The organism is Streptomyces sp. NPDC002676 (assembly GCF_053592455.1).
The window spans coordinates 17,356-40,578 of record NZ_JBSFVT010000005.1; the positions used below are offsets into that span (position 1 = coordinate 17,356).

The following is a 23,223-nucleotide window of genomic DNA, read 5'->3' on the forward strand; positions in this document are numbered from 1 at the left end:
TCCCGCGGGCCCCGGGACTGCCCCGGACCGAGCGCCCAGGAATGCGCGTCGGCGCGTGATCGTTGACCATGGTGCTATCACCTGTCGGCAACCGAAGGATCACGAGGCCCGTGAGCAGCAAGGTCCCCCCGATCATCCTGAACAACGGCGTCGAGATGCCCCAGCTGGGCTACGGCGTCTTCCAGGTGCCGGACGACGAGGCCGAGCAGGCCGTCGCGACGGCCCTGGAGGCCGGGTACCGCAGCGTCGACACAGCGGCGATCTACGGCAACGAAGCGGGCACCGGCAAGGCGATCGCCGCCTCCGGCCTGCCCCGCGAGGACGTCTTCGTCACCACCAAGCTCTGGAACAGCGACCAGGGGTACGACTCCACGCTGCGCGCCTTCGACACTTCGCTGCAGAAGCTGGGGCTCCAGTACATCGACCTGTACCTGATCCACTGGCCGCTGCCGTCCCGGGGCACTTACGTCGACTCGTACAAGGCGCTCGAGAAGCTCTACAGCGACGGCCGTGTCCGCGCGATCGGCGTGTCCAACTTCCTTCCGGAGCACCTGGAGCGGCTGATCGCCGAGACGTCGGTCATCCCGGCGGTCAACCAGATCGAGTTGCACCCGCATCTGCAGCAGCACGCGCTCCGCGAGTTCCACGCCGCCCAGGGCATCCGCACCGAGGCCTGGTCGCCGCTCGGCCAGGGCAAGGGGCTGCTGGAGGTGCCGGCGATCGTGGCCATCGCGCAGAAGCACAACCGCACCCCGGCCCAGATCGTGCTGCGCTGGCACATCCAGCTGGGCAACGTCGTGATCCCGAAGTCCGTGACGCCGTCCCGGATCAGGGAGAACATCGACGTGTTCGACTTCAGTCTGGACACCGAGGACCTCGCGGCGATCAGCGCGCTGAACGAGGACCGCCGGCTGGGTCCCGACCCGGCCGCGTTCGACGTGGGATGAAGGCCACGCGGCAGTCCGTTCCCGCGGCGGGACGGACCGCCGGACGTGGCCCCCTGGGGTCAGTCGGCCCGCACGTCCGCGTGCACGACCTCGAACTCCTCCAGGCCGACGACGGTGACGTGCCCCTTGGCCGCGCCCTCGCGCCGGAGCGCGGCCTGCCCGGCGCGGGAGGCCACGAGGGAGGGCCGGTCGGTGAAGATCACGCCCACGAGGCCGCGCCCGCGCTGCCGGTCGATGAGCAGGGCCGTCCTGGACAGTCCGGGCAGCGTCTCCAGCCGGGGCACCACCGTGGCATTGAAGGTGTCGGCGAACTGGTCCGCGTCCACAGGGTCGAACTCCACGCGGGTGATGCTCAGTCCGCCGCCGATGGCGGCGGGCCGCGCCAGCGCGTGGAAGACCACGGCCTCGTAGTTCTCGACCGCCACGGTCCCGGCGAAGGGTTCCAGCAGCGCGGGTCTGCGCTCGCGCATCACCTCGTCGCTGTTGTGCCGGGCCTCCTGCGATTCCCACCAGCTCATGGCGAACAGTTTGCCGAGGTCACGATCGACGAAGACGCCCGCGCCCCGGTAGCCGGGCCGTTCTTCGAGCAGGTCGCGCCCCTCGGTGTTCAGAGCCCGGACGGCCGTGTCGAGCCGGGCCGGATCGCCGGTCGAGTACACCGCGCGTACGAACATGACGCCTCGCCTCCCGGGACAGCCGCCGTGGAGAGCCGCGGACGTGCCCGGCAACAGCGGCCGACATGCCCGGACTGTTCGCTGTCTCCAGTCTTGCCTCAGTCACAAACCACCGCAATGCGCACGGGGTTCAACCGTTCGCAACCCAGGACTTGACGGCACACGGCGACGGGTCCACGGTGTACGGCAACCGGTAAGGAAACTTTCCTAACAGAAGGGTCCCCCACAGTGCGTCTTCGAACACTGACCCTCGCCGCGGCCTCCGGTGCCGCGCTGCTCGCCGCCGGCATCCTTCCCGCGAACGCCTCCGACGGCTCCACTCCGGCCTCCGCCCAGGAGGGCTCGGTCAGCGCGGCCGACCTGCTCGCCAAGGTGCAGTCCTGCTCGCAGATATCGAACGGCAAGTACAGGACCGACGACGAGACGTCGGCCACGATCCCCGTGTGCGGCAAGAACGGCGCGGTGTTCTGGAAGGCCGACATGGACATCGACTGCGACGGCCGGCGCACCACCGACTGCAACGAGAGCCGTGACCCCTGGTTCCAGAACGACACCGCCTTCCACCAGTCCGACGGCAAGCCGCTGTCGGCGCAGTCCCTCCCGTACGTCGTCGTGCCCAGCGCCGGCAGCATCTGGAACTACGCGGGCGCCGGCATCAAGGGCGGCGGTGTCGTCGCCGTCATCTACAACAACAAGGTCGAGTACGCCGTCGTCGGCGACACCGGCCCCACGAAGATCATCGGCGAGGCGTCGTACGCCACCGCCAAGGCCCTCGGCATCGACCCCGACCCGGCGACCGGCGGCGTCGACTCGGGCGTGACGTACCTCCTGTTCAAGAACTCCAAGGCCTCCCCCATCGAGAGCCACAGCGCGGCCGTGACGCTCGGGGACCAGCTCGCCAGGCAGTTCCTGGCTAACAACTGAGGCGGGACGTACGTCAGTTGGGCTGACCCGGCGGGCGCACGGCCATGGTGCTGACGTCGGCCCCGGCCGGCTCGCGCAGTCGTTCATGTTCGGCCCCCTGTGTGCCGGTGAACGCCGGGAAGTCCTTCACTTGAAGCGCTCTCGAAGTCAAGCGCCGTTGCAGGTACGGCGGTAGGGCACCGCGGTCAGGTAGCGGTGCCACTCCGCCTCGGTCAGTCCCCTCCGGGCCCGCACGCACAAGGTCGCCGCGGCCCGGGCCGGTGCCAACGGGCTGGTACGGTCGGCCAGATGAGCGGTCGTGACATGCACGTCTTCGCTGTCCGGTGAGAAGCCGAGGGCCAAGGCCGGCCCGTCCCCGACCGGCAGTCTCGCCGCCGGCAGGCGGGGGGACGCGGTCTCCCACACCTCGACGGACCCGTCCGGCGCCCCGGCCGCGAGCAGCGAGCCGTCGGCGGAGAAGGCCAGGGCCGTCCGCCGCGTGGTCGAGCCGACCGCCCGCAGCACGGCCGTCCGCCTCCAGGTGCGCGCGTCCCAGAGCGTGACCCGGCCCCGGAAGTCGGTGACGGCGGCATGTCTCCCGTCGGGGCTGAACGCGCCGGACACCAGGATGTCCTCCCCCGCCACGCCCCGGGCCTGCTTGCTGCGCCTGCCCGTGGCGGCGTCGACGAGCGTGCCCTCCGCTGTCAGCGCGAGACGACCGGACGGATCGACGGCCAGGCGCCCTGCGGACGGTGCGACGGCGGGCCGTACGGGCCGGCCCTGCCGGTCGAACGCGGCCCGGGTCGCCGCCTTCGTACGCCACGCCCCGCCCACGAGCCCGTTCAGCGCGAGGGTGCCCACGGCACTCGTGCGCGTCTGCTCCTGGTACCGCAGCACGCCGTCGGCGAGGTCCAGACGAAGACCCGTGACCGACGGCGTGGCGAGGGGGAAGGTGAGCAGCGGTTCGCGCGGGCCGTCGTCGGCAGGGGCCGGCAGGTCCGTGCGCCACAGGGCGAGGGAGGAGTACGCGCTCCAGGTCAGTGCGTAGTCCCCGGCGAACTCCACGGTGGTGCCGCCCGGGAGAGGAAGCCGGGGGCGTTCACGGCCGGTGTGGAAATCCCAGGTCACCACGGCATCGGAAGCCACGGTCGCCACGGCCCGGCTGTCGGAGGTGAAGGTCAACTCGTCGCCCCGGCACAGCAGTCGTTCGGTCGCCGCGGGCACCGGGGCGGCCACCGGCCGCCGTCGGCCGGCATCGAGGACACGCAGCCGACCGCCGTAGCCGGTGCACCAGGCGAGGTGGCGCTCGTCCGGGCTGAGCACCGGCAGCGGGCCGTCGCGGTCCCCGCGGTCGTAGCGGAACAGCGGGCGCTGCCTGCGTACGTCCCACAGTTCCAGCGTCGCGCGCTCACCCCGCGTCTGCCGCCGTACCAGGAACGTGCGGCCGCTCGGCCCGAGCGCGCCGTCGGTGTCGGTCCAGTTGCCGGTGCTGAGCCGGTGGGTGGTGCCGTCCGTCAGGTCGCCGATCAGGAGGTCCGCACCGTTCGGGCCCCGGTAGGCGACCAGGCGGCCGTCGGCGCTGATCCCGTTCACGCCCGCGGACAGCCCGGCGCGCCGTACGGAACGGATGCGCCGGTGGGTGCGCACGTCCCACTGCACCGCCCGGTCGTGTGCCAACGTCGTCAGGATCCGGCCGTCGGAGCTGAGCCAGAAAGGCGCGTTCAGCATTCGGCCTCCCTCCTCGGGCACGGCGAACACGTCCCGCTCGCTCTGCGCCGCGGCGCTGCGCAGCGCCTGGCGGGTCTCGGGCAGGTCGGCGGTGTGCCAGGCGGCGAGGGCGAGGCGCAGGGCGGTGCGGGGTTCGGTGGCGCGCAGGGTGCCGGCGAGGGCCGCGACCCGGCGGGCCTCGGCCTCGTCGCGCTGCCGGGCGCTGATCCCGCTCTGCCGCCAGGCGACCGCGCCGGCGACCAGGGCGAGGCAGAGCAGCACGGCGAGCGCTGCGATCAGGCCGCGCAGCCGGCGCGCGGCCCGGGCCGCGCTGCGCCGACCGTGTTCGTACGACGCGACGCTCGCCGCTATGAAGTCCTGTTCGAGGTGGTTCAAGTCCGGTGATCCGGCGGGGCCGTGGAACAACTCACGGGCTTCGGCGAGCCGCACGCCGCGGTACAGCGCGCCCGGGTCGCGCTTCAGCTCGTCCCAGGCGTAGGCGGCTTCGGTGAGGCGGCGGTGGGCGCGCAGGCGTTCGCGGTCGGCGTCGATCCAGCCACGCAGCCGGGGCCAGGCCTCGAGGAGGGCCTCGTGGGCGAGGTCGACGGTGTTGCCGTCGACGGTCAACAGGCGGGCGCGGACCAGGCGTTCGAGGACACATGCGGTGGTGTCGTCCGTGTCGAGCTCGGTGCGGAGGGCCGGGCGGCGGGTGTCCTGCGCGCCGTCGCCGGGCGTGACCAGGCGCAGCAACAGGGCGCGGAGGGCTGCGGCTTCGGTCGTGGTGCAGCGGGAGTAGACGTCCTCGGCGGTGTGGGCGACGGCGCCGTGGACCCCGCCGACGGCTTCGTAGGCGGTGAGGGTGAGGGTTTTGGCGGTGCGGCGGCGCCAGACCTCGCGCAGGGCGTGGGCCATCAGCGGCAGTCCGCCCGGCTCGCCGGCGACGTCCGCGACGATCCGGGCGCTCAGTGCGCGTTCGACGACGAGCCGGTGTGCGGCGGCGGGCCGTACGACCGCCTCGCGCAGTTGCTGCTCGGTCATCGGTCCGAGCAGGAGCGTGGAGCCGCGCAATGCGTGGGCCAGTTCGGGGTGGTCGGCGCAGCGGCCGTAGAAGTCGGCGCGCACGGCCAGGACGACGCGGAGCCGGGACGCGGGGTCGAGTGCCGTGAGCAACCGGGCGAGAAACAGCGCGCGTTCGGCCGGGTCCGTGCAGAGTGCGAAGACCTCCTCGAACTGGTCGACGATGAGGATCGTGTCGCCGGGACCGTCGTGCGGGGTGAACAGAGCCTGGTGGGTACGGGCCGGGTGGGGGCCGGGAGTGAGGACGCGGATCGCGGCCGGCGGCTCCACGAGGCCGGTCCTCCTGCTCAGTTCGGGAATCAGTCCGGCGCGCAGCAGGGACGACTTGCCGCTGCCGGAGGCTCCGACGACCGCGCAGACGCGGTTGCGGCTGGTGTGGGCGGCGAGTTCGGCGACAAGGTCGTCGCGGCCGTGGAAGTGCTCCCGGTCCGCGGTGTCGAACCGGGCGAGCCCCGGATAGGGGCTGTCGGTCTCGTCGTCGGGGACGGGGGTGGCGACGGCTTCGGCGGCGGCCGTGTGCCAGCGGCGTTCCCATTCCTCGGTGTCGCCGCCGCAAGCAGTCACGTAGGCGCGGAGCACGGGCAGGGTGGGCAGCCGTTCGCCGGCTGCCGCGGCGGACAGGGTGGGGCCGGAGTAGCCGGCCCGTGCCGCCATGGCGCGGTAGGTCGGGGTGCCCGCCTCGTCGCGCAGCGTGCGCAGCGCGTGCGCGAACCGCTGCACCGCTCCCGCCCCCGGATCGAGCGGCTTCTCCCGGCGCCCCATGCAACGCCTCCCCCATCGACTGTGAACGCCCTCCACGCTAACAACGCCCGTACGGCGATTGATCGGTGAGCCCGGCAGGGGTTGCCTGTCCACGGTCCGACGCCGGGACTCGTCGGTGACCCTCGGCCTCGTCCCTGTCGTGTTCTCGCTCGCCCTGTGGGGAGCGGGGCGGCACTCGGTCGCGGGACGAGACGGTGACGTACGACATGGCGCGGCACACGCTGCCTCGGCTGGATGGCCCCCTGGAGCACGTGCGCCTGCCTCTCCGGCCTCGCTAGAGCGGCCGTACCGCTGTGTGCACCGTGTACGCGCCCAGCACGAACACGTCCGGCCTGCGGTGCACGCTCGCCGGGTCGGCCGGGTCGAGCAGGCGGTCGAGGGTCGCGCGGTCCTCGGTGTCCAGCTCGTCCTGGAAGGCCTCGCGCAGACGGCCGAGGCAGGCGGCGACGTAGGCGCGGGCGCGGTCCGTCGCGGGGGCCGACAGGTCCAGGAGGAAGGTGCGGGTGCGGGTGTGCTTGAGGCCGGCGGAGGTCAGCAGTGCCGCCCAGTCCTCGGTGACCGGGACGGAGTCGGGCAGGCCGGCCCGCATCCGGGCGAACCAGTCCTCCTCCAGCGCGTCGAGCCGGGCCTGGAGTCCGGGGCGGCCGATGCCGATGTCCCTCGGCAGGCAGCGGGTGGGCAGGCCGCCTTCGAGGAGGGCGAGGGTGCCGCCGGGGGCCAGGTGGGCGGCGAAGGCGGTGAGCGCGGCCTGCTGGTCGCCGAGGTGGTGCAGGCTGCGGCTGGCCCACAGCAAGTCGGCCGGGTAGTCCAACTCGCCGAGGACAGCTGGGAGTTCACCGGCGAGTGTGTCGAAGCGGTCGGCCACGCCGTGCTGGGCGGCGCGGGCGCGGGCGCGCTCCAGCAGGGGCGCAGTGCTGTCCACGGCGACGACCCTGGCGCCGGGGAAGGTCTCGGCGAACAGGCAGGCGACGACGCCGGGGCCGCTGCCCGCGTCCACGATCAGCCCGGGCTCGGTCACCTCCTGCGCGAGCCAGGCCATGGCCCGCTCGTAGACGGGGGTGAACAGTTCGGCCTGCGTCTCCAGCAGGGGGCCCAGTTCGTTCCAGTCGACGTCCGCGTCTGCGTGCGCATGGCCGTGCCCGAGCTGGTGCTGGTGTTCGTTCGCGTGGCCCGGCGTGTGCGGGTGGTGGTCGTGCTCCATGGTGCTCAGCCTCTCTTCCGGATGCGGTCAGGGTGCGACGGCACACCGGGTGCGGGCCAGCTCTGTTGCCGGTACGGCAAAAACGGGCCGGCGGAGGTGAGGGAACGGCAAGCTCGGCGGGGAACAGCGAGTGCGGCTGTGCGCCGGACTTGGCTGCGTCATACGTCAGCGTTGGTCCAGACCGTCCCCGGCGGCTGAAGGGGCGCAGGCGGGCATCGCGCCGGCCGTGGGCTCGTAAGCGGAGCTTCTCGCATGGTCCCCGCTGACGCTCCGCGTGCACGACCCCGTCACCGGGCGGGCGGCTTCCGGAACGAGCGCATGGTGAACCGGGGGTCCGGGCGGGGGCGGTCCTGGTCCGGGAGGCGGGCCAGGAGCGCGGCGAACTCCTCGGTGCGCGGATCACCGGGCGGCAGGAGGGTGAACCAGCCCCGGCGCAGGTCGGCGATGGCGGAGCGGGGGCTGCGGCCCTGTCCGACGCCGGGGAAGACGGCCTGTCCCGCGGGGGTCAGTCCGTGCTCGGCGGCGTACCCGGTGACGGTGTCGCCGGCGTCCTGGGCGGCGCGGCGCGGGCGCGGGGCGAGGACGGCGTCGATGTCGCTGCCGACGTCGTGCGCGTCGGCCTTGTCGACGGTGGTGACGTACACCCCGCCGGGCCGCAGCACGCGGGCGCACTCGGCGATGACGGCGCGGACGTCGGCGCCGTCCTCCAGCAGGTGCAGCAGCCAGACGCTGGTGACCACGTCGAAGGTGGCGTCGGCGAACGGCAGCCGGCGGCTGTCGGCTCTGAGGATCGCGCCGGGCAGGCGGGCCGCGGCCATCCGGGTCATGGCGGGGGCGAGGTCCGCGCCCGCGACTCGCAGCTCCGGCCTTGCCGCTCTGAGCCGCCGGGTGACGATCCCGGTGCCGCAGGCGACGTCGAGGAGTCGGCCCGGCCCGTCGCCAGCCCGGTCGGGCAGCAGGCCGAGGACGGCCTCGGCCGCCGCCTGGGCACGGGGCTCGCCGCCACGGGAGGCGTCGTACGCCTCGGCTTCTTCGTCGTAGTCCAGCACGCCCGTCAGTGTGCCCCGTGACCTGGGGCGATGTCCTCCACCCTGCGGGCGAGCGCGAAGTCCTTCTCGGTGAGGACGCCCCCTGCGCAGTGTGTGTTCACGCTGAAGGAGACGGTGTTGTAGCCGAGGGTGAGGTCGGAGTGGTGGTCCAGCTCGTCCTGGATGGCGGCGATGTGTGCGACCAGGGCCGCGGCAGCGACGTGCGAGCCGAGCCGGTAGCCGCGGGTGAGCCGGTCGCCCTCCACCGACCAGCCGGGCAGCTCGGCCAGCCGGTCCTCGATCTCCTTCTGCGACAGTGGTTCGACGGCCATGGCCTGTCTCCCTTCGTGGCGGTCGGGTCCCTGCTCAGCCTGTCACGGCGGGAGGGCCGACGGCCTGCCGCGGTCGGCTCTCGGTGTCGCCGGTCTGCTGTATACCGCATACCGCGTACCGTGCACGAGCTGTCGCATGCTGTATGCGCCATGCCCTGTGCGCCGGGCGCCCAACCGCCCGCCCCTCGGCCGTGGTCGTCGTTCTCGTCGTCCGGCCGTGCTGTTGGACTACGGTCGACCGTATGAGCATTGTCGCGACCGGCCCTTCCCCCTCCGCAACCGCAACTGCCCCTACGGACAAGGGCGTCGGCCCGCTGCTGCGCGCCTGGCGGGAGCGGCGTCGGCTCTCCCAGCTGGAGTTGGCGCTGCGCGCGGACTCCTCGGCCCGGCACATCAGTTTCATCGAGACGGGCCGCTCCCGGCCGAGCGAGGACATGGTGCTGCGGCTGGCCGAGCATCTGGACGTGCCCGTGCGGGAGCGCAACGCCCTGCTCCTGGCTGCCGGTTACGCTCCGCACTACCCGGAGACGCCACTGGACGATCCGGCGCTGGATGCGCTGCGCGACGGCATGGAGCGCCTCATCCGCGGCTACGAGCCCTATCCGGCGCTGGTGGTCGACGCCGGGTACACGGTGGTCGCCGCCAACCGGGGCATCGCGATGCTCCTCGAAGGCGTGCCGGAGAAGCTGATGACGCCGGCGCCGAACGCGATGCGGCTGACACTGCATCCCGAGGGTCTGGCGCCGCGCATCCGCAATCTGCGCGAGTGGCGCGGGCATCTGCTGGCCCAGATGGAGCGGGAGATCGCCCTGTACCGCTCGGACGCGTTGCGCGCCCTGTACGAGGAGGTCGCCGGCTATCCGGTGCCCGAGGACGCGCCGGGCGACGAACCGGCGGAGCCCGTGCCGTACTTCGCGCTGCCGCTGCAGATCGAGCACGACGGCCGGGTGCTGTCGTTCGTGTCGTCGATCTCCACATTCAACACCCCCATGGACGTCACGGTCGCCGAACTGGCCATCGAGACGTTCCTGCCCGCGGATCCGGCGACCACCAAATACCTGCACACACTGGTCGGTTGATCTCTTCCTCCCCACGAGTCGACGTCGGCCGCGTGTGCGAAACGGCGTCACATGACAGACTGCCCGCGTACGTCGGCGCGTAGGGGAGGGCGTGGCGTTGAGTGAGCGGCGACCCGCGCCCACGGTGGGCCAGGTGGTGCTCGGCAAGCGTTTGCAGGAGCTGCGGGAGGCGGCCGGCCTGAGCCGTGAGGAGGCCGCGGGCATCCTGCGGGTGGCGTCGGCGACCGTACGGCGGATGGAGATGGCCGAGGTCGCGCTGAAGATCCCGTATGTGCAGGTGCTGCTGGACGCGTACGGGGTGCCCGTCGAGGAGGCGGCGGCGTTCGTGCGGCTGGCCGAGGAGGCGAACGAGCCGGGGTGGTGGCAGCGGTTCCACGATGTGCTGCCGGACTGGTTCAGCCTGTATGTGAGCCTGGAGGGCGCCGCCCGGATCGTACGCTCGTACGAGCCGCACTTCATACCCGGTCTGTTGCAGACGGAGGACTACGCGCGGGCGGTGCTGGAGGCCGGGACGATCGGGCACACGGGTGCGGACACGATCGAGCGGCATGTGTCGCTGCGGATGGAGCGGCAGCGGCTGCTGGAGCGGGACGATCCTCCGCACCTGTGGGTGATCATGGACGAGACGGTGCTGCGGCGTCCGGTGAGCGTGCGTCCCGAGGTGATGCGCGAGCAGCTGGACCGGCTGCTGGAGTACGCGGACCGGGACCGGGTCACTTTGCAGCTGGCCGAGTTCGCGACGGGCCCGCATCCGGGGACGTACGCGCCGTTCACACTGTTCCGCTTCGTCGAGCCCGAGCTGCCGGACATGGTGTTCACCGAGTATCTGACCGGAGCGCTGTATCTGGACTCCCGCCGGGAGGTCGCCACGCATCTGGAGGTGCTGGACCGTATGACGGCGCAGGCCGCCTCCGCGCAGCGCACGAGGAAGCTCCTGCGGGAGCACCGCGCGAACCTGTGACCTCCTTCCCTGCTGCGCGTCCGCTGCACTGAGCCCTGACCCGTACGGGCGGCCTGAACGGGTGCGCTCTCGTACTCGCCCCTAGGTTCGAAATCACGGGGTGAGCCGAGGGAGCGCACGTGACCGACACGCAGACACCACCCACGGAGCCGGGCGCCGTGCTGCTGAGTGCCGGGCGCTTCTTCCGGCCGGGCACCCCGGCGTCCGACCTGCACAGCGTGACGCTGACGGGCGGGTGGGCGGCGGACGCGTTCTACCGGGCCCGAGTACGTGCCGCGCGGCTGTCCGCGCGGTGCCGCGTTCTCCTGGTACACCTACTCCCCCACCCGGGTCCGCTACCCGTACGTCCGGCGTGTGCTGCTGGAGCTGTACCGGGAGGCGAAAAACCGATGCCGTCCGGTGACCGGCTGGGCGACGCCGGCCGCCGCTTCCGGCTGGGTGCGGCCCCCGCGGCAGATGATCGGCACGGCGTACTGGTTCCTCGACTCCGGCCAGTGGCGTTACGACCGTTTCGACGCCGATGTGCTGGCCTCGCCGCTGGGCGAGGGCCGGTTCGCGGGGATGACGGGGGCGGACTGCCTGGCTCTGTCGGCCCGTTCGGGGTGGATGCCGTCGTATCCGACGTTCGACCGCAATCCGCTCGAGCTGGGCGAGGCGTTCGGCGACCCGGTGGCGAGGGCGGTGGCCGAACTGCGGGCGGGGACCTTGAAGTTCGCGTGCGAGGATCCGCACGCGCCGGAGAACTGGCCGCGGGTGCTGACGCTGTGGCGGGCCGATCTGCTGGGGTCGTCGGCGAAGGGCGCCGAGTACTTCACGCGGCATCTGCTGGGTACGCAGTCCTCGCTGCGGGCGGCGCAGGCGGAGCCGGGCGAGCGTCCGCGCGATGTGCGGTGGCGCGAGGAGGCGCCGGAGGGGAAGCTCGACCTGCTGCTGTCGCTGGACTTCCGGCAGACGTCGTCGACGCTGCGGTGGTGGACGCGCTGGCCGAGACCGGGCACGACGGGGAGGACGCGCACAACCTGTTCGGCGCGATCGACATCCTGCGCATCCCGCTGGAGTACCTGGCCGAGTTGTTCACGGCCGGCGACACCGGGCCCGTGCGGGCCTCGCTGGAGAAGCTGGCCGCGATGCGCTCCCATATGCGGGCGATCAATCTCGGCGAGGTGCCGGACGCGGCGATCGCCTGCGCCGTCGGCATGCAGCCGGTGGAGATCGAGGAGATGTACCGGCTGCTGGCCATCGCCAAGTACGAGGACCGGTACGTCATCCCGACCGCCGCCGTCGGTGACGCCCGCCGCCTGGAGGAGTCGGCCCTGCCCCGGGGGTGCAGTCTCGGCTACGAGGGCGGGCCGGGCATGGGCGGCGACGGCCCCTTCGGCCGGGACTCGGGCCGCAGGCACCTGCCTGTGGTGTCCGTGGAGAACTTCCCTGTGCTGCGCAAGCGGCAGACCTCCGACGCCCCCGACGACGTGAGGGAGCCCTGATGCCCTCGGACGCTGTGCTGTACCAGGCGGCGGCGCTCTGCCTCACCTACCCGGACGAGGACTTCTTCGCCCGGCTGCCGCTGCTGCGCGAAGCCGCCCCGCAGCTGCGGGTGTTCGCCGACCACGCGGCTGTCACCCCGCCGCAGGAGCTGGCCGCGCACTATGTGCAGGTCTTCGACTTCAAGAACCGCCACAGCCTGTATCTGAGCTGGTGGCACGACGGCGACACCCGGCGGCGCGGCATGTCCCTGGTCCGTTTCGAGGACGTCTACCGTGCGCACGGGCTGGAGTTCAGCGGGGAGGAACTGCCCGATTTCCTGCCGGCGGTGCTGGAGTTCACCGCCCGGACAGGCGACACGGATCTGCTGACCGAATACCGCGACGGCCTGGAACAGCTGCGTTCCCGGCTGACCGAGTACGGCACACCGTATGCCGGCGTCCTGGACGCGGTGTGCGCCGCACTGCCGACCGTACACACCGGAGGGACCGGAGTGCGCCCATGACCACAGTCCTGTGGGGCGCCCTGCCCTACGTCGCCTTCGCACTGCTGGTCGCCGGCCTCGTGTGGCGCTACCGCTACGACACGTACGGCTGGACCACCCGCTCGTCCCAGGTGTACGAGTCGCGGCTGCTGAACATCGCCTCAACGGTGTTCCACTACGCCATCCTGTTCGTGCTCGCCGGCCATCTGGTGGGCCTGTTCCGACGGTCGACGACAAGGCGATGTACGTGCTGCTGTTCGGGGCGATCGCCCTCGGCATGGCTGCGAGGAGCTGATCGCGTTCGTGCCGTGCAGCCGGCTGGTGCACATGTTCAGCGCACCGGTGCAGTATCTGTTCCGGCCGTATGTCGTATACCGCACACGGGATCCCCGGCAGCTGGGTCCGCGTCCGCAGCGGCGGGGCTGGGAGCGGCTGGGCGGTTGAGCGTCAGGCCGCCCCGCCCTTCTCGTCCCTCTCCTCGTCGACGATCTCGGCGTCGACCACCCCTTCGTCCTCGGGCGTGCCCTGCCGGCCGGACGGGCCGGACGGGCCGCCGGAGGCGGCGGACGCCGATGCCGACTCGTACATGGCCTGCCCCATCTTCTGGCTGACGGAGGCGAGTTTCTCGACCCCGGTGCGCAGGGCCGGCGTCTCGGCGTTGCGCTCCAGCAGGTCCTTCAGTTCCCTGACCGCCTCCTCCACCTCGCCGCGGGTGCCCTCGGGTACCCGGTCCCCGTTGTCGCGGATGAACTTCTCGGTCTGGTAGACGAGTTGTTCGGCCTGGTTGCGGGTCTCGGCGGCCTCGCGGCGGTTGCGGTCCTCTTCGGCGTACTGTTCGGCCTCCCGCATCATGCGGTCGATGTCCTCCTTGGGGAGGGCGGAGCCGCCGGTGACGGTCATCTTCTGTTCCCGGCCGGTGGCGAGGTCCTTGGCGGAGACGTGCATGATCCCGTTGGCGTCGATGTCGAAGGCGACCTCGATCTGCGGGACGCCGCGCGGGGCGGGCGGCAGGCCGGTGAGGTCGAAGACGCCGAGCTTCTTGTTGTAGGCGGCGATCTCGCGTTCGCCCTGGTAGACCTGGATGCCGACGGAGGGCTGGTTGTCGGTGGCGGTGGTGAAGATCTCGGAGCGGCGGGTCGGGATCGTGGTGTTGCGTTCGATCAGCTTGGTCATGATGCCGCCCTTGGTCTCGATGCCGAGGGACAGCGGGGTGACGTCGAGGAGCAGGACGTCCTTGACGTCGCCGCGCAGGACGCCCGCCTGGAGGGTCGCGCCGACGGCGACGACCTCGTCGGGGTTGACGCCCTTGTGCGGGTCCTTGTGGGTGAGTTCGCGTACCAGGTCGGTGACGGCGGGCATCCGGGTGGAGCCGCCGACCAGGATGACGTGGTCGATCGCGGACAGCTGGATGCCGGCGTCCTCGACGGCCTGGTGGAAGGGCTTCTTGCAGCGGTCCAGCAAGTCGGCGGTCAGCTCCTGGAACTGGGCGCGGGTCAGTTTCTCGTCCAGGTGGAGGGGGCCTTCGGCGGAGGCGGTGATGTAGGGCAGGTTGATGCCGGTCTCGGACGACGAGGACAGTTCGATCTTGGCTCGCTCGGCGGCCTCCCGCAGGCGCTGGACCGCCATCTTGTCGGCCGCGAGATCGATGCCGTACTGGCCCTTGAACCGCTTGACCAGGTGTTCGACGATCCGCTGGTCCCAGTCGTCGCCGCCGAGGTGGGTGTCGCCGTTGGTGGCCTTGACCTCGATGACGCCTTCGCCGATCTCCAGCAGGGACACGTCGAAGGTGCCGCCGCCCAGGTCGAACACGAGGACGGTCTGTTCCTCGCCGCGGTCGAGGCCGTAGGCGAGGGCGGCGGCGGTGGGCTCGTTGATGATCCTGAGCACCTTCAGGCCGGCGATCTCCCCGGCTTCCTTGGTGGCCTGCCGCTGGGCGTCGTCGAAGTAGGCGGGGACGGTGATCACCGCGTCCGTGACGTCCTCGCCGAGGTAGGCCTCCGCGTCCCGCTTCAGTTTCTGCAGCACCCGGGCCGACAGCTCCTGGGCGCGCAGCCGGGTGCCGTCGATGCTGCCCTGCTCGGGGAAGCGCCAGCCGCCGTCGCCCATGTGGCGTTTCACGGAGCGTGCGGTGCGCTCTACGTTCGTGACCGCCTGCCGCTTGGCGACCTCGCCGACCAGTACCTCGCCGTTCTTCGCGAACGCCACCACCGAGGGCGTGGTCCGGGCGCCCTCCGCGTTGGTGACGACGGTGGGTTCGCCGCCCTCCAGGACGGCCACCACCGAGTTCGTCGTCCCGAGATCGATACCGACCGCACGTGCCATCGTCCGTCCCCTTCCGCCAGGGCGCCCGCCGCCCTTCCAGCACAAGACGTGCGTGCGGCGTTGTCAATGCGCCGGGTACCCCGGTCCCGGGCGGCCGACCCGCGGGTGCGGCGATGCCGCGCTCCCTGGGCGGGAACGCGGCATCGGCAGACGTACGGGGTTCAGGCGAGCTCGGCGGTGAGGGTGATCGTCGTACCGGTCAGGGCCTGGCTGACCGGGCAGTTCTTCTTGGCGTCCTCGGCGGCCGAGGCGAAGCCGTCGGCGTCCAGGCCGGGGACCTCGCCGCGGACGGTGAGGTGGATGCCGGTGATGCCCTCGCCGGGCTGGAAGGTGACGTCGGCCTTGGTCTCCAGGCGGGTGGGCGGGGTGCCGGCGCCGGCCAGGCCGTGCGAGAGGGCCATGGAGAAGCAGCTGGAGTGGGCTGCGGCGATCAGCTCCTCGGGGCTGGTCTTGCCGTTGGCCTGCTCGGCGCGCGAGGGCCACGACACCGGCTGCGAGCCGATGCCGGAGGTGTCGAAGGTGACGACGCCGCTGCCGTCCAGCAGGTTGCCTTCCCAGACGGTGTGTGCGGTGCGCGTGGTTGCCACGGCTGTTCCTTTCACGTGGGTCCGAGTTTCCGGGGCCGGGGTCCGGTCCGGGGTCCGGGGCCATCCGATCACATTCGGGCGCGGCGCACCCGGAAGACCGGTCCACGAGCGGTGAACGGGAGGTGGCGCGGGCCGGGGCGGTTCAGGCGGCCCGTTCTTCTTCCGTGTCCTGCGCCTCGTCCGGATACTTTGCGGCGGTGGTGAGCGGTACCTGGGGTCCGTTCAGCTCGCGCAGCCAGCGGCGCAGTACGCGGTGCACGTGTTCGGCGCCGGCGGGTTCCTCGTCCGCCTCGGCCGGCGGGGTCAGGGTGAGCGGGGAGAGCAGGAACGGGTGGGACTGGGCGCCGCCGAGGCCGCCGTGGGAGCCGATCTGTTCCTCGAAGGCGAGGACTTCGCCGTGGGCGGGGTCGTGGACGGAGTTCACCATGATGTCGGCGGCGTGCGGGAAGCTGTGGGTGCGGCGTACGGCGTCGGCGGCGCCGGGCCCGAAGCGGGCCAGCGGGCCGGGCTCGTCGTGCAGGGCGGCCAGGGGGATCTCGGTGCCGTGGGGGCCGAGGACGACGCCGTCGTGTTCCGCGCTGCGTACCAGCAGGAAGCCGATGCCGGGGTGGTTGGCGAGGGTGCTGAGCAGGGCGGGGTGGCGGGCGTCGATCTCCTCCTTGGTCATGCGGTGCGGCACGTCCGGGAAGGAGACGAGGCCGAGGTTGCCGGAGGCCAGTACGAGGGGTTCGGTACGGCGGGAGGGGCGATGGTGTTCGCCGCGCTCCTCGACCGGGCGGTGCAGTGCCGCGCGTACGGCGGCGCGGGCCTCGGTGCCGCTTCGGGTGCTCCGCCAGTGCCGAACGCCTGGGGGGACCCCCATGGCCCGGCGGGGCACGGGGAGTCCGCAGCCGGCCCGGACGAGGTCGGCGAGGGTGAGGCCGTAGCGGGCGCGGAAGGTTTCGCCGGGGCTCTGGCCGTGGTCGGAGAGGACGACGAGGCGGTAGGGGCGGGGGGCGTGTTCGGCGACCTTCTCGATGAGCGCGAGGCAGCGGTCGAGGCGTTGCAGGACCTTCTCGGCGTCGCGGCTGTGCGGGCCGGAGTGGTGGGCGACCTCGTCGTAGGCGACGAGGTCGGCGTAGACGGCGGTGCGGCCGGCGAGCATGTCGCCCATGACGGCGGCGACGACGACGTCGCGTTCGACGACGGTGGCGAAGGCGCGGACGAAGGGGTAGAGGCCGCCGCGTGAGACCCGCGGGCGCTGTCTGCGGATGCGGGCGTGGGTGGACTGGCCGAGCTCGCGGGCGACCTCGGCGATGAAGGAGAGGGCGGTGCGGACGGCGTTGGCGGGGTCGGAGAAGTAGGCGAAGTAGCCGGCGCGGGAACGGTTCTCCCGGCCGCGGCGGCGGGTGGCGATGGACAGGACGAGGGCCTGTTCGCCGGCGCCGCCGCTGAACAGGTTGCCGCGGCTGGCGCCGTCGACGGTGAGCAGTCCGCTGTCGCCTGTATGCAATATGGCGCGGCGTTGCAGTTCGGCGGCGCTCGTCGGTCGATTGCACACCATCACCTCGCCCCGGTCCTTCTCGTACCAGCGGAAGGCGGGGACGTCGAAGGTGCTGCCGTGCAGGATGCCGAGCTGGCTGGCGCCGGTCTGGCTGGACCAGTCGGTGCGCCAGCGGGTGAGCCGGTGGGTGGGCCGGCGGTTGGGCTGTATACCGTCGCCGGTCGACAGCCAGCGGGCGACGGTCGGCATCAGGCCCTTGCGGACCGCGGCGGTGAGGACGTCGTGGCCGACGCCGTCGAGTTGGAGGAAGACCAGGGCGGGTGTGTCCGGGCAGGGCGGATCGGTTCTGCGGCGGCGGGCGGCGAGCCGGTGCAGGCGGCGGCGGTAGGCCTCGTCGTCGCGTACGGCGAGGGCGGCGCCGGCGGCCGAGGCCACGGCGGACATGACGGCGGCCACGATGACGGCGGTGTCGGGCGCGGCGTCGCCCCGGCCGGAGGGATTGAGGCGCAGGGCGAGCAGCAGCAGGGAGCCGTTGAGGAAGAACACCAGCAGGCCGAGCACGAAGGCGGGGACGAGCAGCAGCAGCCGTACGAGGAGGGGCCAGACGAGGGCCGAGAGCACACCGAAGGCGCCGGCGCCGCAGGCGGCGGTGACGGCGATGCGGGTGGCGCTGTCGCCGTCGGCGGACTGGAGCCGGAAGTCGGGCAGGACACCGGCGAGCACCAGCATGGTGAGCGTGGAGACCGCCCACACCGTGACGCTCCGTCCGATCTGACTGGCCACCCGCCGCCACCGTACGCCCCGCACGCCCGCCCACCTCACGTCCCGGCCCGCTCGGCGCCCGGGCCTCGCTCCACCTTGTCACACGGGGTGTGCCCGCGCGGGGTGTTGCAGCTGCGGGCAGGCGGCGGCTGCGAGTCAGCGGCCGTCGTATCCGGCGGTCGGCATCGACAGGCGGCGGTGTACGCGGGCCTTCATCTGGGCGTCGTACGCCGGTTCGGCGCGGCCCACCGTCTCCACGCGTACTCCGCGGCGTGCGCACTCGGCGGTGAACTCCTCCACCGAGGACAGGGCGCGTTCCAGCACGCGCCGGCTGGGGGCGACGAACACGTCGACTCCGGGCCGGGTGCCGTCCCACAGGGCGCTGTGGTCGAACCGCAGGCCGCCGAGGAGGAGTTCGCGGGCGATGACGTAGCCGCGTTCGGCGGCCCAGCGGGCGCACATGGCGTACTGGGTGCGGGAGTCGACCAGGAAGGGGTCGGCTTCCAGTTCCTGGAGGGGTGTCAGGCTCGCGATGGCGGTGACCCGCACCGGTCCCAGCCCGCCGCAGGCACCCCGCAGTTGTCCCATGGCACCCCCCTCACCTCCGGGTTTCGCCGCCGACCCTACTCCTGCCCGTAGGCTTCGGGGAGTCGCGTGAAGGAGGCGAAGAGAGTGCCGGTGGAGATCACCTGGTGGGGTCACGCCACCTGCACGGTGGAGGATGCGGACACACGGGTGCTGACCGATCCTCTGTTCGCCCGCCGGCTTGCGCATCTGCGCCGCCGCCGGGGCGCCGTGCCGCCCGCCGAGGCGCACCGCGCGGACGTGGTGCTCGTCTCCCATCTGCACGCCGACCACCTGCATCTGCCGTCGCTGGCCGCGCTCGCGCCGGGCGCGCACCTGCTCGTGCCCCGGGGTGCGCCCCGGGCGGTGCCGGGTCTGCGCCGGCTGCGGGGGCTGCTGATCACCGAGGTGGTGCCGGGGGACGAGGTGCGGGTCGGGGGCGTGCTGGTGCGGGCGGTGTCCGCGCGGCACGACGGGCGGCGGCTGCCGGTGGGCCCGCATCGCTCCCCCGCGCTCGGCTACGTCGTCGAGGGCGGGGCACGGACCTACTTCGCCGGGGACACGGGCCCGTTCGACACCATGGCCGAGGAGGTCGGGCCGGTGGACGTGGCGCTGCTGCCGGTGGGCGGCTGGGGGCCGTATCTCGGTGCGGGGCACCTGGACGCGGGGCGGGCGGCGCGGGCGCTCGCCCTGCTGGCGCCGCGCGTGGCGGTGCCGGTGCACTACGGGACGTACTGGCCGATCGGCATGGACGCGGTGCGCCCGCACGAATTCCATGCGCCGGGCGACGAGTTCGTGCGCCTGGCGGCCGTCGCGGCGCCCCAGGTGGAGGTGCACCGGCTCGGGCACGGGGAGCGGGTGCGGCTGGGGGTCGTACGGTGATACGGCTGTCCTCGGCAGCGACGCTGGCCGCGGCGTCCACGTCGACGGTGCCGCCGGAGTCGACGCAGCAGGCGCTCGGGTATCCGTCGCTGTTCCTGCTGGTGCTGATCGGTGCGCTGGTGCCGGTGGTGCCGACGGGGGCGCTGGTGAGTTCGGCGGCGGTGGTGGCGTTCCATCAGACGGCGCCGCTCGCACTGGCGCTGGTGTTCGTGACGGCGTCCCTGGCGGCGTTCCTCGGGGACGCGGCGCTGTACTGGCTGGGGCGGCGCGGGATGCGGTCGCGCGGCGGCTCGCGGTGGCTGGAGGCGATACGTGCCCGGGCGCCGCAGGACCGGCTGGAGCGGGCGCAGGGGAAGCTGGCCGAGCACGGGGTGGCGGTGCTGGTGCTGTCGCGGCTGTTGCCGGCGGGCCGCATCCCGGTGATGCTCGCCTGCCTGCTGGCCGACTGGCCGCTCAACCGGTTCAGCCGGGGGAACCTGCCGGCGTGTCTGGCGTGGGCGGTGACGTACCAGTTGATCGGGATCCTCGGCGGTTCGCTGTTCCCGAAGCCGTGGGAGGGTGTGGTGGCGGCGGTCGCGCTGACGGTGGTGATCGGTGTGGCGCCGGGCGTGATGCGCCGCGTGCGCGGGGAAGCGGGCTAGCGTCGCACCGCTCCCCCCTTTCACGCGGCCTCACTCCAGCACTCTCGATCCGCCTACCGGCAGGTCCCACAGGTCCTCCCGTTCCAGGCCCGCCTTCTCCCAGGCGGCTCGTGCGCGGGTGAGGGGTTCGAGGACGGGTTCCGCCGAGAGGACGAAGGTGCCCCAGTGCATCGGTGCCATGCGGCGGGCGCCGAGGTCGAGGGTGGCCTGGACCGCCTCCTCGGGGTCGCAGTGGACGTCGCCGAGCCACCAGCGCGGGTCGTAGGCGCCTATGGGCATCAGGGCGAGGTCGATGCCGGGGTAGCGGCGGCCGATGCGGTCGAACCAGTGGCCGTAGCCGGTGTCGCCGGCGAAGTAGAGGCGCAGGCCGTCGGATGCGGTGAGGACCCAGCCGCCCCACAGGCTGTGGCAGGTGTCGGTGAGGGTGCGCTTGGACCAGTGGTGGGCGGGCACGAAGTCGAAGCGGACGCCGGCGAGTTCGGCGCCCTCCCACCAGTCCAGCTCGGTGACGCGGGTGAACCGGCGGCGCCGGAACCAGCGGGCGAGTCCGGCGGGCGCGAACACCGGTGTGTCGCGCGGGAGTCGGCGCACGGTGGGGGCGTCCAGGTGGTCGTAGTGGTTGTGGCTGATGACGACCGCGTCGACGGGCGGCAGGGTGTCCCAGGGGATGCCGACGGGGGTGAGGCGGGCGGGGGTGCCGAGGATGCGGCGGGACCAGACAGGGTCGGTGAGGACGGTCAGCCCGCCGATCTGCACCACCCAACTGGCGTGTCCCGCCCAGGAGACGGCGAGGGTGCGGGCGCCGGCGCGGGGCAACGGGGCCGGTGCGCAGGGCAGTCGGGAGTTGCCGGTGAGGCCGTCGACGCCGGGGCGTAGGGCGCCTTCGCGGGCGAAGCGGGCGAGGGCCTTCAGACCGGGGAGCGGGGCGGTGAGCCGGTCGTGGAACGTGCGTGGCCACACGCGGTGTTCGCCCAGCGGGCGGGGCTCGGCCAGCGGCGGGAACGGGGGCGTGAGAGGGCTGGGCGTGGTGGGCGTACCGGACTGCTGCGTCTGCTGCCTCATCGAGGGGGCTCCCGTCGCTGAGCGTCGTCGCGGAGATCGTCGAAGACCGACCCCAAAGAGGTCAACGCGCGTTGCAGGTGTGGCAGTTCCAACGGTGTGGGTGACGTGAGGCATTCCGCGCGTTCCGCGTCCGTGCCGCCGAGCAGGGGCCCCGTGGCGAGCCGTACGCGCAGCGCCTGGAGGTCGTCGCCGAAGCGGTGGCCGCCGGGCGCGGGCATGCCGAGCCGGGCGCTGAGGTAGTCCTCCAGGTCCTGTGCGTCGCCGACGCCGTGTTCGCCGAGTGCCTCGCGCAGCGGGCCGAGGTCGGCGTACAGGTGGCGGCCGGCCTGCGGCGGCCGGGCGAGCGCGCCGGCGGCGACGACCACGCCGTGCGCGGCGGCGGCCACGTGCGCGTGCAGGCGTACGGCGGCCTCGCGGCGGTCGGTGACGGGCGGGGGTTCGTCGAGCGCGTATCCGGCGGTCACGGCGAGCGGTCCGGCGATCCGCGCGCCGAGCGCGGTGAGCACGTCGAGCACGCGCGCGTGGAGCTGCCGGCCCAGCTCGCCGGCGGGGAAGCGCGCGATGGCCGCGGGCCAGCCGGGGGGCAGCAGGCCGCCGGCCAGGTCACTGACGACCGTGACCCGGTCGGGCAGCATCTCGGCGGGGCTGAGCAGCACGGTCTGGTGGGGGTCGTGCACGGTGTCGCGCCAGGTCTCGTCGCTGACCAGGTGCAGGCCCTCGGCCGCGGCGGCCTCGACGGTCTCGTGCAGCAGTTCGGGCGGGGCGACGGTGGCGGTGGGATCGTCGGCGACGGACAGCACGAGCAGACGCGGGTCGCCGCCCTCCGCGCGGACCCGCCGGGCGGTCTCCAGGAGGGCGTACGGGTCGGGGACGCCGCCGCTCTCGGCAGGCGTGGGCACGTGGAAGACGGGCCGGCCGAGCAGCCGCGCGTACGGCGCCCACCAGGCGGCGCAGGGGCGGGGCACGAGGACGTCACCGCCGTCCCCGGCGATCGCGGCGGTCAGGGCGAGCAGCAGGGCGGGCGCGCCGGGGCCGGCGACGACCCGGTCGGGGACGCAGGGCAGTCCGCGCCGCGTCCAATATCCGCAGGCCGCCTCCAGCAGCGCGGGGGCGCCGCCCACGGGCTGTGCGTCGGCGCGGGTCGCGGCGGCGGCGAGGTGGGCGGCGAGTTCGGGCAGCACGGGCAGGCCGTCGTCGGGCAGGGGCGGCCCGTAGCGGACGGGGCCGTGGCCCTCGGGGTCCGTCCGCCGCATGTCCGCCTCCGCGCAGTCGGTGGTGCCGTGTGCTGTTCCCGTTCGGGGCGTGTCCGGTGTGTTGTATGCAGTCGGCTGTTGGTCGTCGCATGTCGACTGTCGGCTGTCGGCTGTCGGTGCCCAGCGTCAGCAGCCTGCGGAACGTCTGCTGCCGTACACCCGGTGGACGGCGCCCGCGCAGGCGGCGGCGATGAGTGCGCCGCCGGCCACCAGGGCCGGTACCGAGTCGTTGAAGGAGCCTCCTCCCCCGGCCTCCACTCCATGTTCCACGCCGGGCGGGGGCTGGCGTCCGTCGCCGCCGGTGCCGCCATTGCCACCGTTGCCGCCATCGCCACCGCACTGCTGTGGTGCGGCGCACGGAGTGCCGTCTTCGGTGCGGGGGGCGGTCTTGGTGCCGTTGGACGGATTCTCGGGTGTGCCCGGGGCGTCCGGGCAGGCGCCGTCGGCCGAGCCGCCGCTGCCGGGGATCCGGCTCAGCCGCACGGTGTTCCCGGTGCCGCCCGTGAGGCCCTGCGAGGTGGCGTCGAGGGGGTCCGGTATGGCCCCGGTGACGTCCCCGCATGACGCGGACCCGGACCCGGACGCGATGACGGGGGCGGGGGCGGGGGCGGGGGCGGGGGCGGCCTGCGCGGCGGGGCCGGCCAGGGTGAGCGCGGCACCGGCGACGACGGCGGCGGACAGGGCGCGGGCGGTGCTGCGCATGGGGCGGGCTCCTCGGCAAAGCGGCGGCGGTGGGGCGGCGGGCGAGGGGGCGTGCCCTCGCTGCCATCACAGCCCGTCGGGCGCCGGAGCGCGCGCGGCCGGGCCCCATTCGCGGGACGCGAACGGCCTAACGGGTGACCCCGCCCCGGGCCCGCCCACCGGATCCCACCCGGCTCACCAGGTCTTGCCGGCCCGCTCCCGGGTCGTGCGGTTGATGCGGTTGTAGAAGTTGATCAGGGCGATGTTCAGGATGAACGCGGACAGTTGGTCTTGCTCCTTCATCGGTTACCCGAGCCCGGCCGGGCCCGTCATCCCCCATGACGGAGCG

General features: G+C 72.9%; 19 protein-coding genes and 3 pseudogenes. 10 read left to right on the forward strand and 12 right to left on the reverse strand.

Annotation, left to right across the window (positions count from 1 at the left end; genetic code table 11):
• Positions 1-110 precede the first annotated feature (110 nt).
• Positions 111-947: an aldo/keto reductase gene (locus ACWD3E_RS16075; protein ID WP_451388172.1), complete on the forward strand. Its 837-nt coding sequence runs from the start codon at positions 111-113 to the stop codon at positions 945-947.
• Between the two features lie 59 nt (positions 948-1,006).
• On the opposite strand, the gene ACWD3E_RS16080 is transcribed toward ACWD3E_RS16075, so the two are convergent.
• Complete coding sequence (locus ACWD3E_RS16080) at positions 1,007-1,621, reverse strand: hypothetical protein (protein ID WP_451388173.1); 615 nt, start codon at positions 1,619-1,621, stop codon at positions 1,007-1,009.
• A gap of 228 nt (positions 1,622-1,849) precedes the next feature.
• Here ACWD3E_RS16080 and ACWD3E_RS16085 point away from each other — a divergent pair, with 228 nt between their 5' ends.
• Positions 1,850-2,545 carry a glycoside hydrolase family 75 protein gene (locus ACWD3E_RS16085; protein WP_451388174.1) on the forward strand — a complete coding sequence of 232 codons (696 nt, stop codon included), beginning with the start codon at positions 1,850-1,852 and terminating at the stop codon, positions 2,543-2,545.
• A 147-nt stretch (positions 2,546-2,692) separates the two neighbouring features.
• Here the strand turns inward: ACWD3E_RS16085 and ACWD3E_RS16090 are convergent, their stop codons facing one another.
• From ACWD3E_RS16090 to ACWD3E_RS16105, 4 genes are all read right to left on the reverse strand, one after another.
• Complete coding sequence (locus ACWD3E_RS16090) at positions 2,693-6,070, reverse strand: nSTAND1 domain-containing NTPase (protein WP_451388175.1); 3,378 nt, start codon at positions 6,068-6,070, stop codon at positions 2,693-2,695.
• Between the two features lie 274 nt (positions 6,071-6,344).
• The gene (locus tag ACWD3E_RS16095; protein WP_451388176.1) at positions 6,345-7,271 is read right to left on the reverse strand and encodes a class I SAM-dependent methyltransferase; all 927 of its coding nucleotides are present in this window, start codon (positions 7,269-7,271) and stop codon (positions 6,345-6,347) included.
• Positions 7,272-7,558: 287 nt separating this feature from the next.
• A complete protein-coding gene (locus tag ACWD3E_RS16100; protein ID WP_451388177.1) occupies positions 7,559-8,320 on the reverse strand; it encodes a class I SAM-dependent methyltransferase in 762 nt (253 codons plus the stop codon).
• A gap of 5 nt (positions 8,321-8,325) precedes the next feature.
• The gene (locus ACWD3E_RS16105) at positions 8,326-8,631 is read right to left on the reverse strand and encodes a 4a-hydroxytetrahydrobiopterin dehydratase (protein ID WP_451388178.1); all 306 of its coding nucleotides are present in this window, start codon (positions 8,629-8,631) and stop codon (positions 8,326-8,328) included.
• A 242-nt stretch (positions 8,632-8,873) separates the two neighbouring features.
• Between ACWD3E_RS16105 and ACWD3E_RS16110 the strand changes: the two genes are divergently transcribed.
• The 6 genes and pseudogenes from ACWD3E_RS16110 to ACWD3E_RS16135 all read left to right on the forward strand — a co-directional run bounded on the left by ACWD3E_RS16110 (position 8,874) and on the right by ACWD3E_RS16135 (position 13,081).
• Positions 8,874-9,710 (forward strand): helix-turn-helix domain-containing protein, encoded by an 837-nt coding sequence (locus ACWD3E_RS16110; protein WP_451388179.1) that lies wholly within the window; start codon positions 8,874-8,876, stop codon positions 9,708-9,710.
• A gap of 97 nt (positions 9,711-9,807) precedes the next feature.
• Positions 9,808-10,671, forward strand: a complete 864-nt coding sequence (locus ACWD3E_RS16115; protein ID WP_451388180.1) for a helix-turn-helix domain-containing protein — start codon at positions 9,808-9,810, stop codon at positions 10,669-10,671.
• 381 nt (positions 10,672-11,052) lie between these two features.
• Positions 11,053-11,637: pseudogene (locus ACWD3E_RS16120) on the forward strand (nitrate reductase subunit alpha); the annotation flags it as partial.
• A gap of 2 nt (positions 11,638-11,639) precedes the next feature.
• A pseudogene (gene narY, locus ACWD3E_RS16125) lies at positions 11,640-12,155 on the forward strand (nitrate reductase subunit beta); the annotation flags it as partial.
• Positions 12,155-12,658 (forward strand): nitrate reductase molybdenum cofactor assembly chaperone, encoded by a 504-nt coding sequence (gene narJ / locus ACWD3E_RS16130; RefSeq protein WP_451388181.1) that lies wholly within the window; start codon positions 12,155-12,157, stop codon positions 12,656-12,658. The pseudogene narY and the gene narJ, both read left to right, overlap by 1 nt.
• A pseudogene (locus ACWD3E_RS16135) lies at positions 12,655-13,081 on the forward strand (respiratory nitrate reductase subunit gamma). Before narJ ends, ACWD3E_RS16135 begins: the two are co-directional and overlap by 4 nt.
• Positions 13,082-13,084: 3 nt before the next feature.
• Here the strand turns inward: ACWD3E_RS16135 and dnaK are convergent.
• The 4 genes from dnaK to ACWD3E_RS16155 form a co-directional block, all read right to left on the reverse strand.
• Positions 13,085-14,959: a molecular chaperone DnaK gene (dnaK, locus tag ACWD3E_RS16140; RefSeq protein WP_451388182.1), complete on the reverse strand. Its 1,875-nt coding sequence runs from the start codon at positions 14,957-14,959 to the stop codon at positions 13,085-13,087.
• Positions 14,960-15,120: 161 nt separating this feature from the next.
• Positions 15,121-15,546, reverse strand: a complete 426-nt coding sequence (locus tag ACWD3E_RS16145; protein ID WP_451388183.1) for an OsmC family protein — start codon at positions 15,544-15,546, stop codon at positions 15,121-15,123.
• A gap of 142 nt (positions 15,547-15,688) precedes the next feature.
• Positions 15,689-17,836 (reverse strand): phage holin family protein, encoded by a 2,148-nt coding sequence (locus tag ACWD3E_RS16150; RefSeq protein ID WP_451388184.1) that lies wholly within the window; start codon positions 17,834-17,836, stop codon positions 15,689-15,691.
• A 111-nt stretch (positions 17,837-17,947) separates the two neighbouring features.
• Complete coding sequence (locus tag ACWD3E_RS16155; protein ID WP_451388185.1) at positions 17,948-18,379, reverse strand: hypothetical protein; 432 nt, start codon at positions 18,377-18,379, stop codon at positions 17,948-17,950.
• A gap of 84 nt (positions 18,380-18,463) precedes the next feature.
• On the opposite strand from ACWD3E_RS16155, the gene ACWD3E_RS16160 reads away from it, so the two are divergent.
• Both ACWD3E_RS16160 and ACWD3E_RS16165 read left to right on the forward strand, forming a co-directional pair.
• The gene (locus tag ACWD3E_RS16160; protein WP_451388186.1) at positions 18,464-19,237 is read left to right on the forward strand and encodes an MBL fold metallo-hydrolase; all 774 of its coding nucleotides are present in this window, start codon (positions 18,464-18,466) and stop codon (positions 19,235-19,237) included.
• The gene (locus tag ACWD3E_RS16165) at positions 19,234-19,878 is read left to right on the forward strand and encodes a DedA family protein (protein WP_451388187.1); all 645 of its coding nucleotides are present in this window, start codon (positions 19,234-19,236) and stop codon (positions 19,876-19,878) included. Before ACWD3E_RS16160 ends, ACWD3E_RS16165 begins: the two co-directional genes overlap by 4 nt.
• Before the next feature lie 30 nt (positions 19,879-19,908).
• Here the strand turns inward: ACWD3E_RS16165 and ACWD3E_RS16170 are convergent, their stop codons facing one another.
• The 3 genes from ACWD3E_RS16170 to ACWD3E_RS16180 all read right to left on the reverse strand — a co-directional run bounded on the left by ACWD3E_RS16170 (position 19,909) and on the right by ACWD3E_RS16180 (position 22,895).
• Positions 19,909-20,940, reverse strand: a complete 1,032-nt coding sequence (locus ACWD3E_RS16170; RefSeq protein WP_451388188.1) for an MBL fold metallo-hydrolase — start codon at positions 20,938-20,940, stop codon at positions 19,909-19,911.
• On the reverse strand, positions 20,937-22,193 hold the full coding sequence (locus ACWD3E_RS16175) for an aminotransferase class I/II-fold pyridoxal phosphate-dependent enzyme (RefSeq protein WP_451388189.1): 1,257 nt from the start codon (positions 22,191-22,193) through the stop codon (positions 20,937-20,939). Before ACWD3E_RS16175 ends, ACWD3E_RS16170 begins: the two co-directional genes overlap by 4 nt.
• Positions 22,194-22,319: 126 nt before the next feature.
• A complete protein-coding gene (locus ACWD3E_RS16180; protein WP_451388190.1) occupies positions 22,320-22,895 on the reverse strand; it encodes a hypothetical protein in 576 nt (191 codons plus the stop codon).
• Positions 22,896-23,223: the final 328 nt, after the last annotated feature.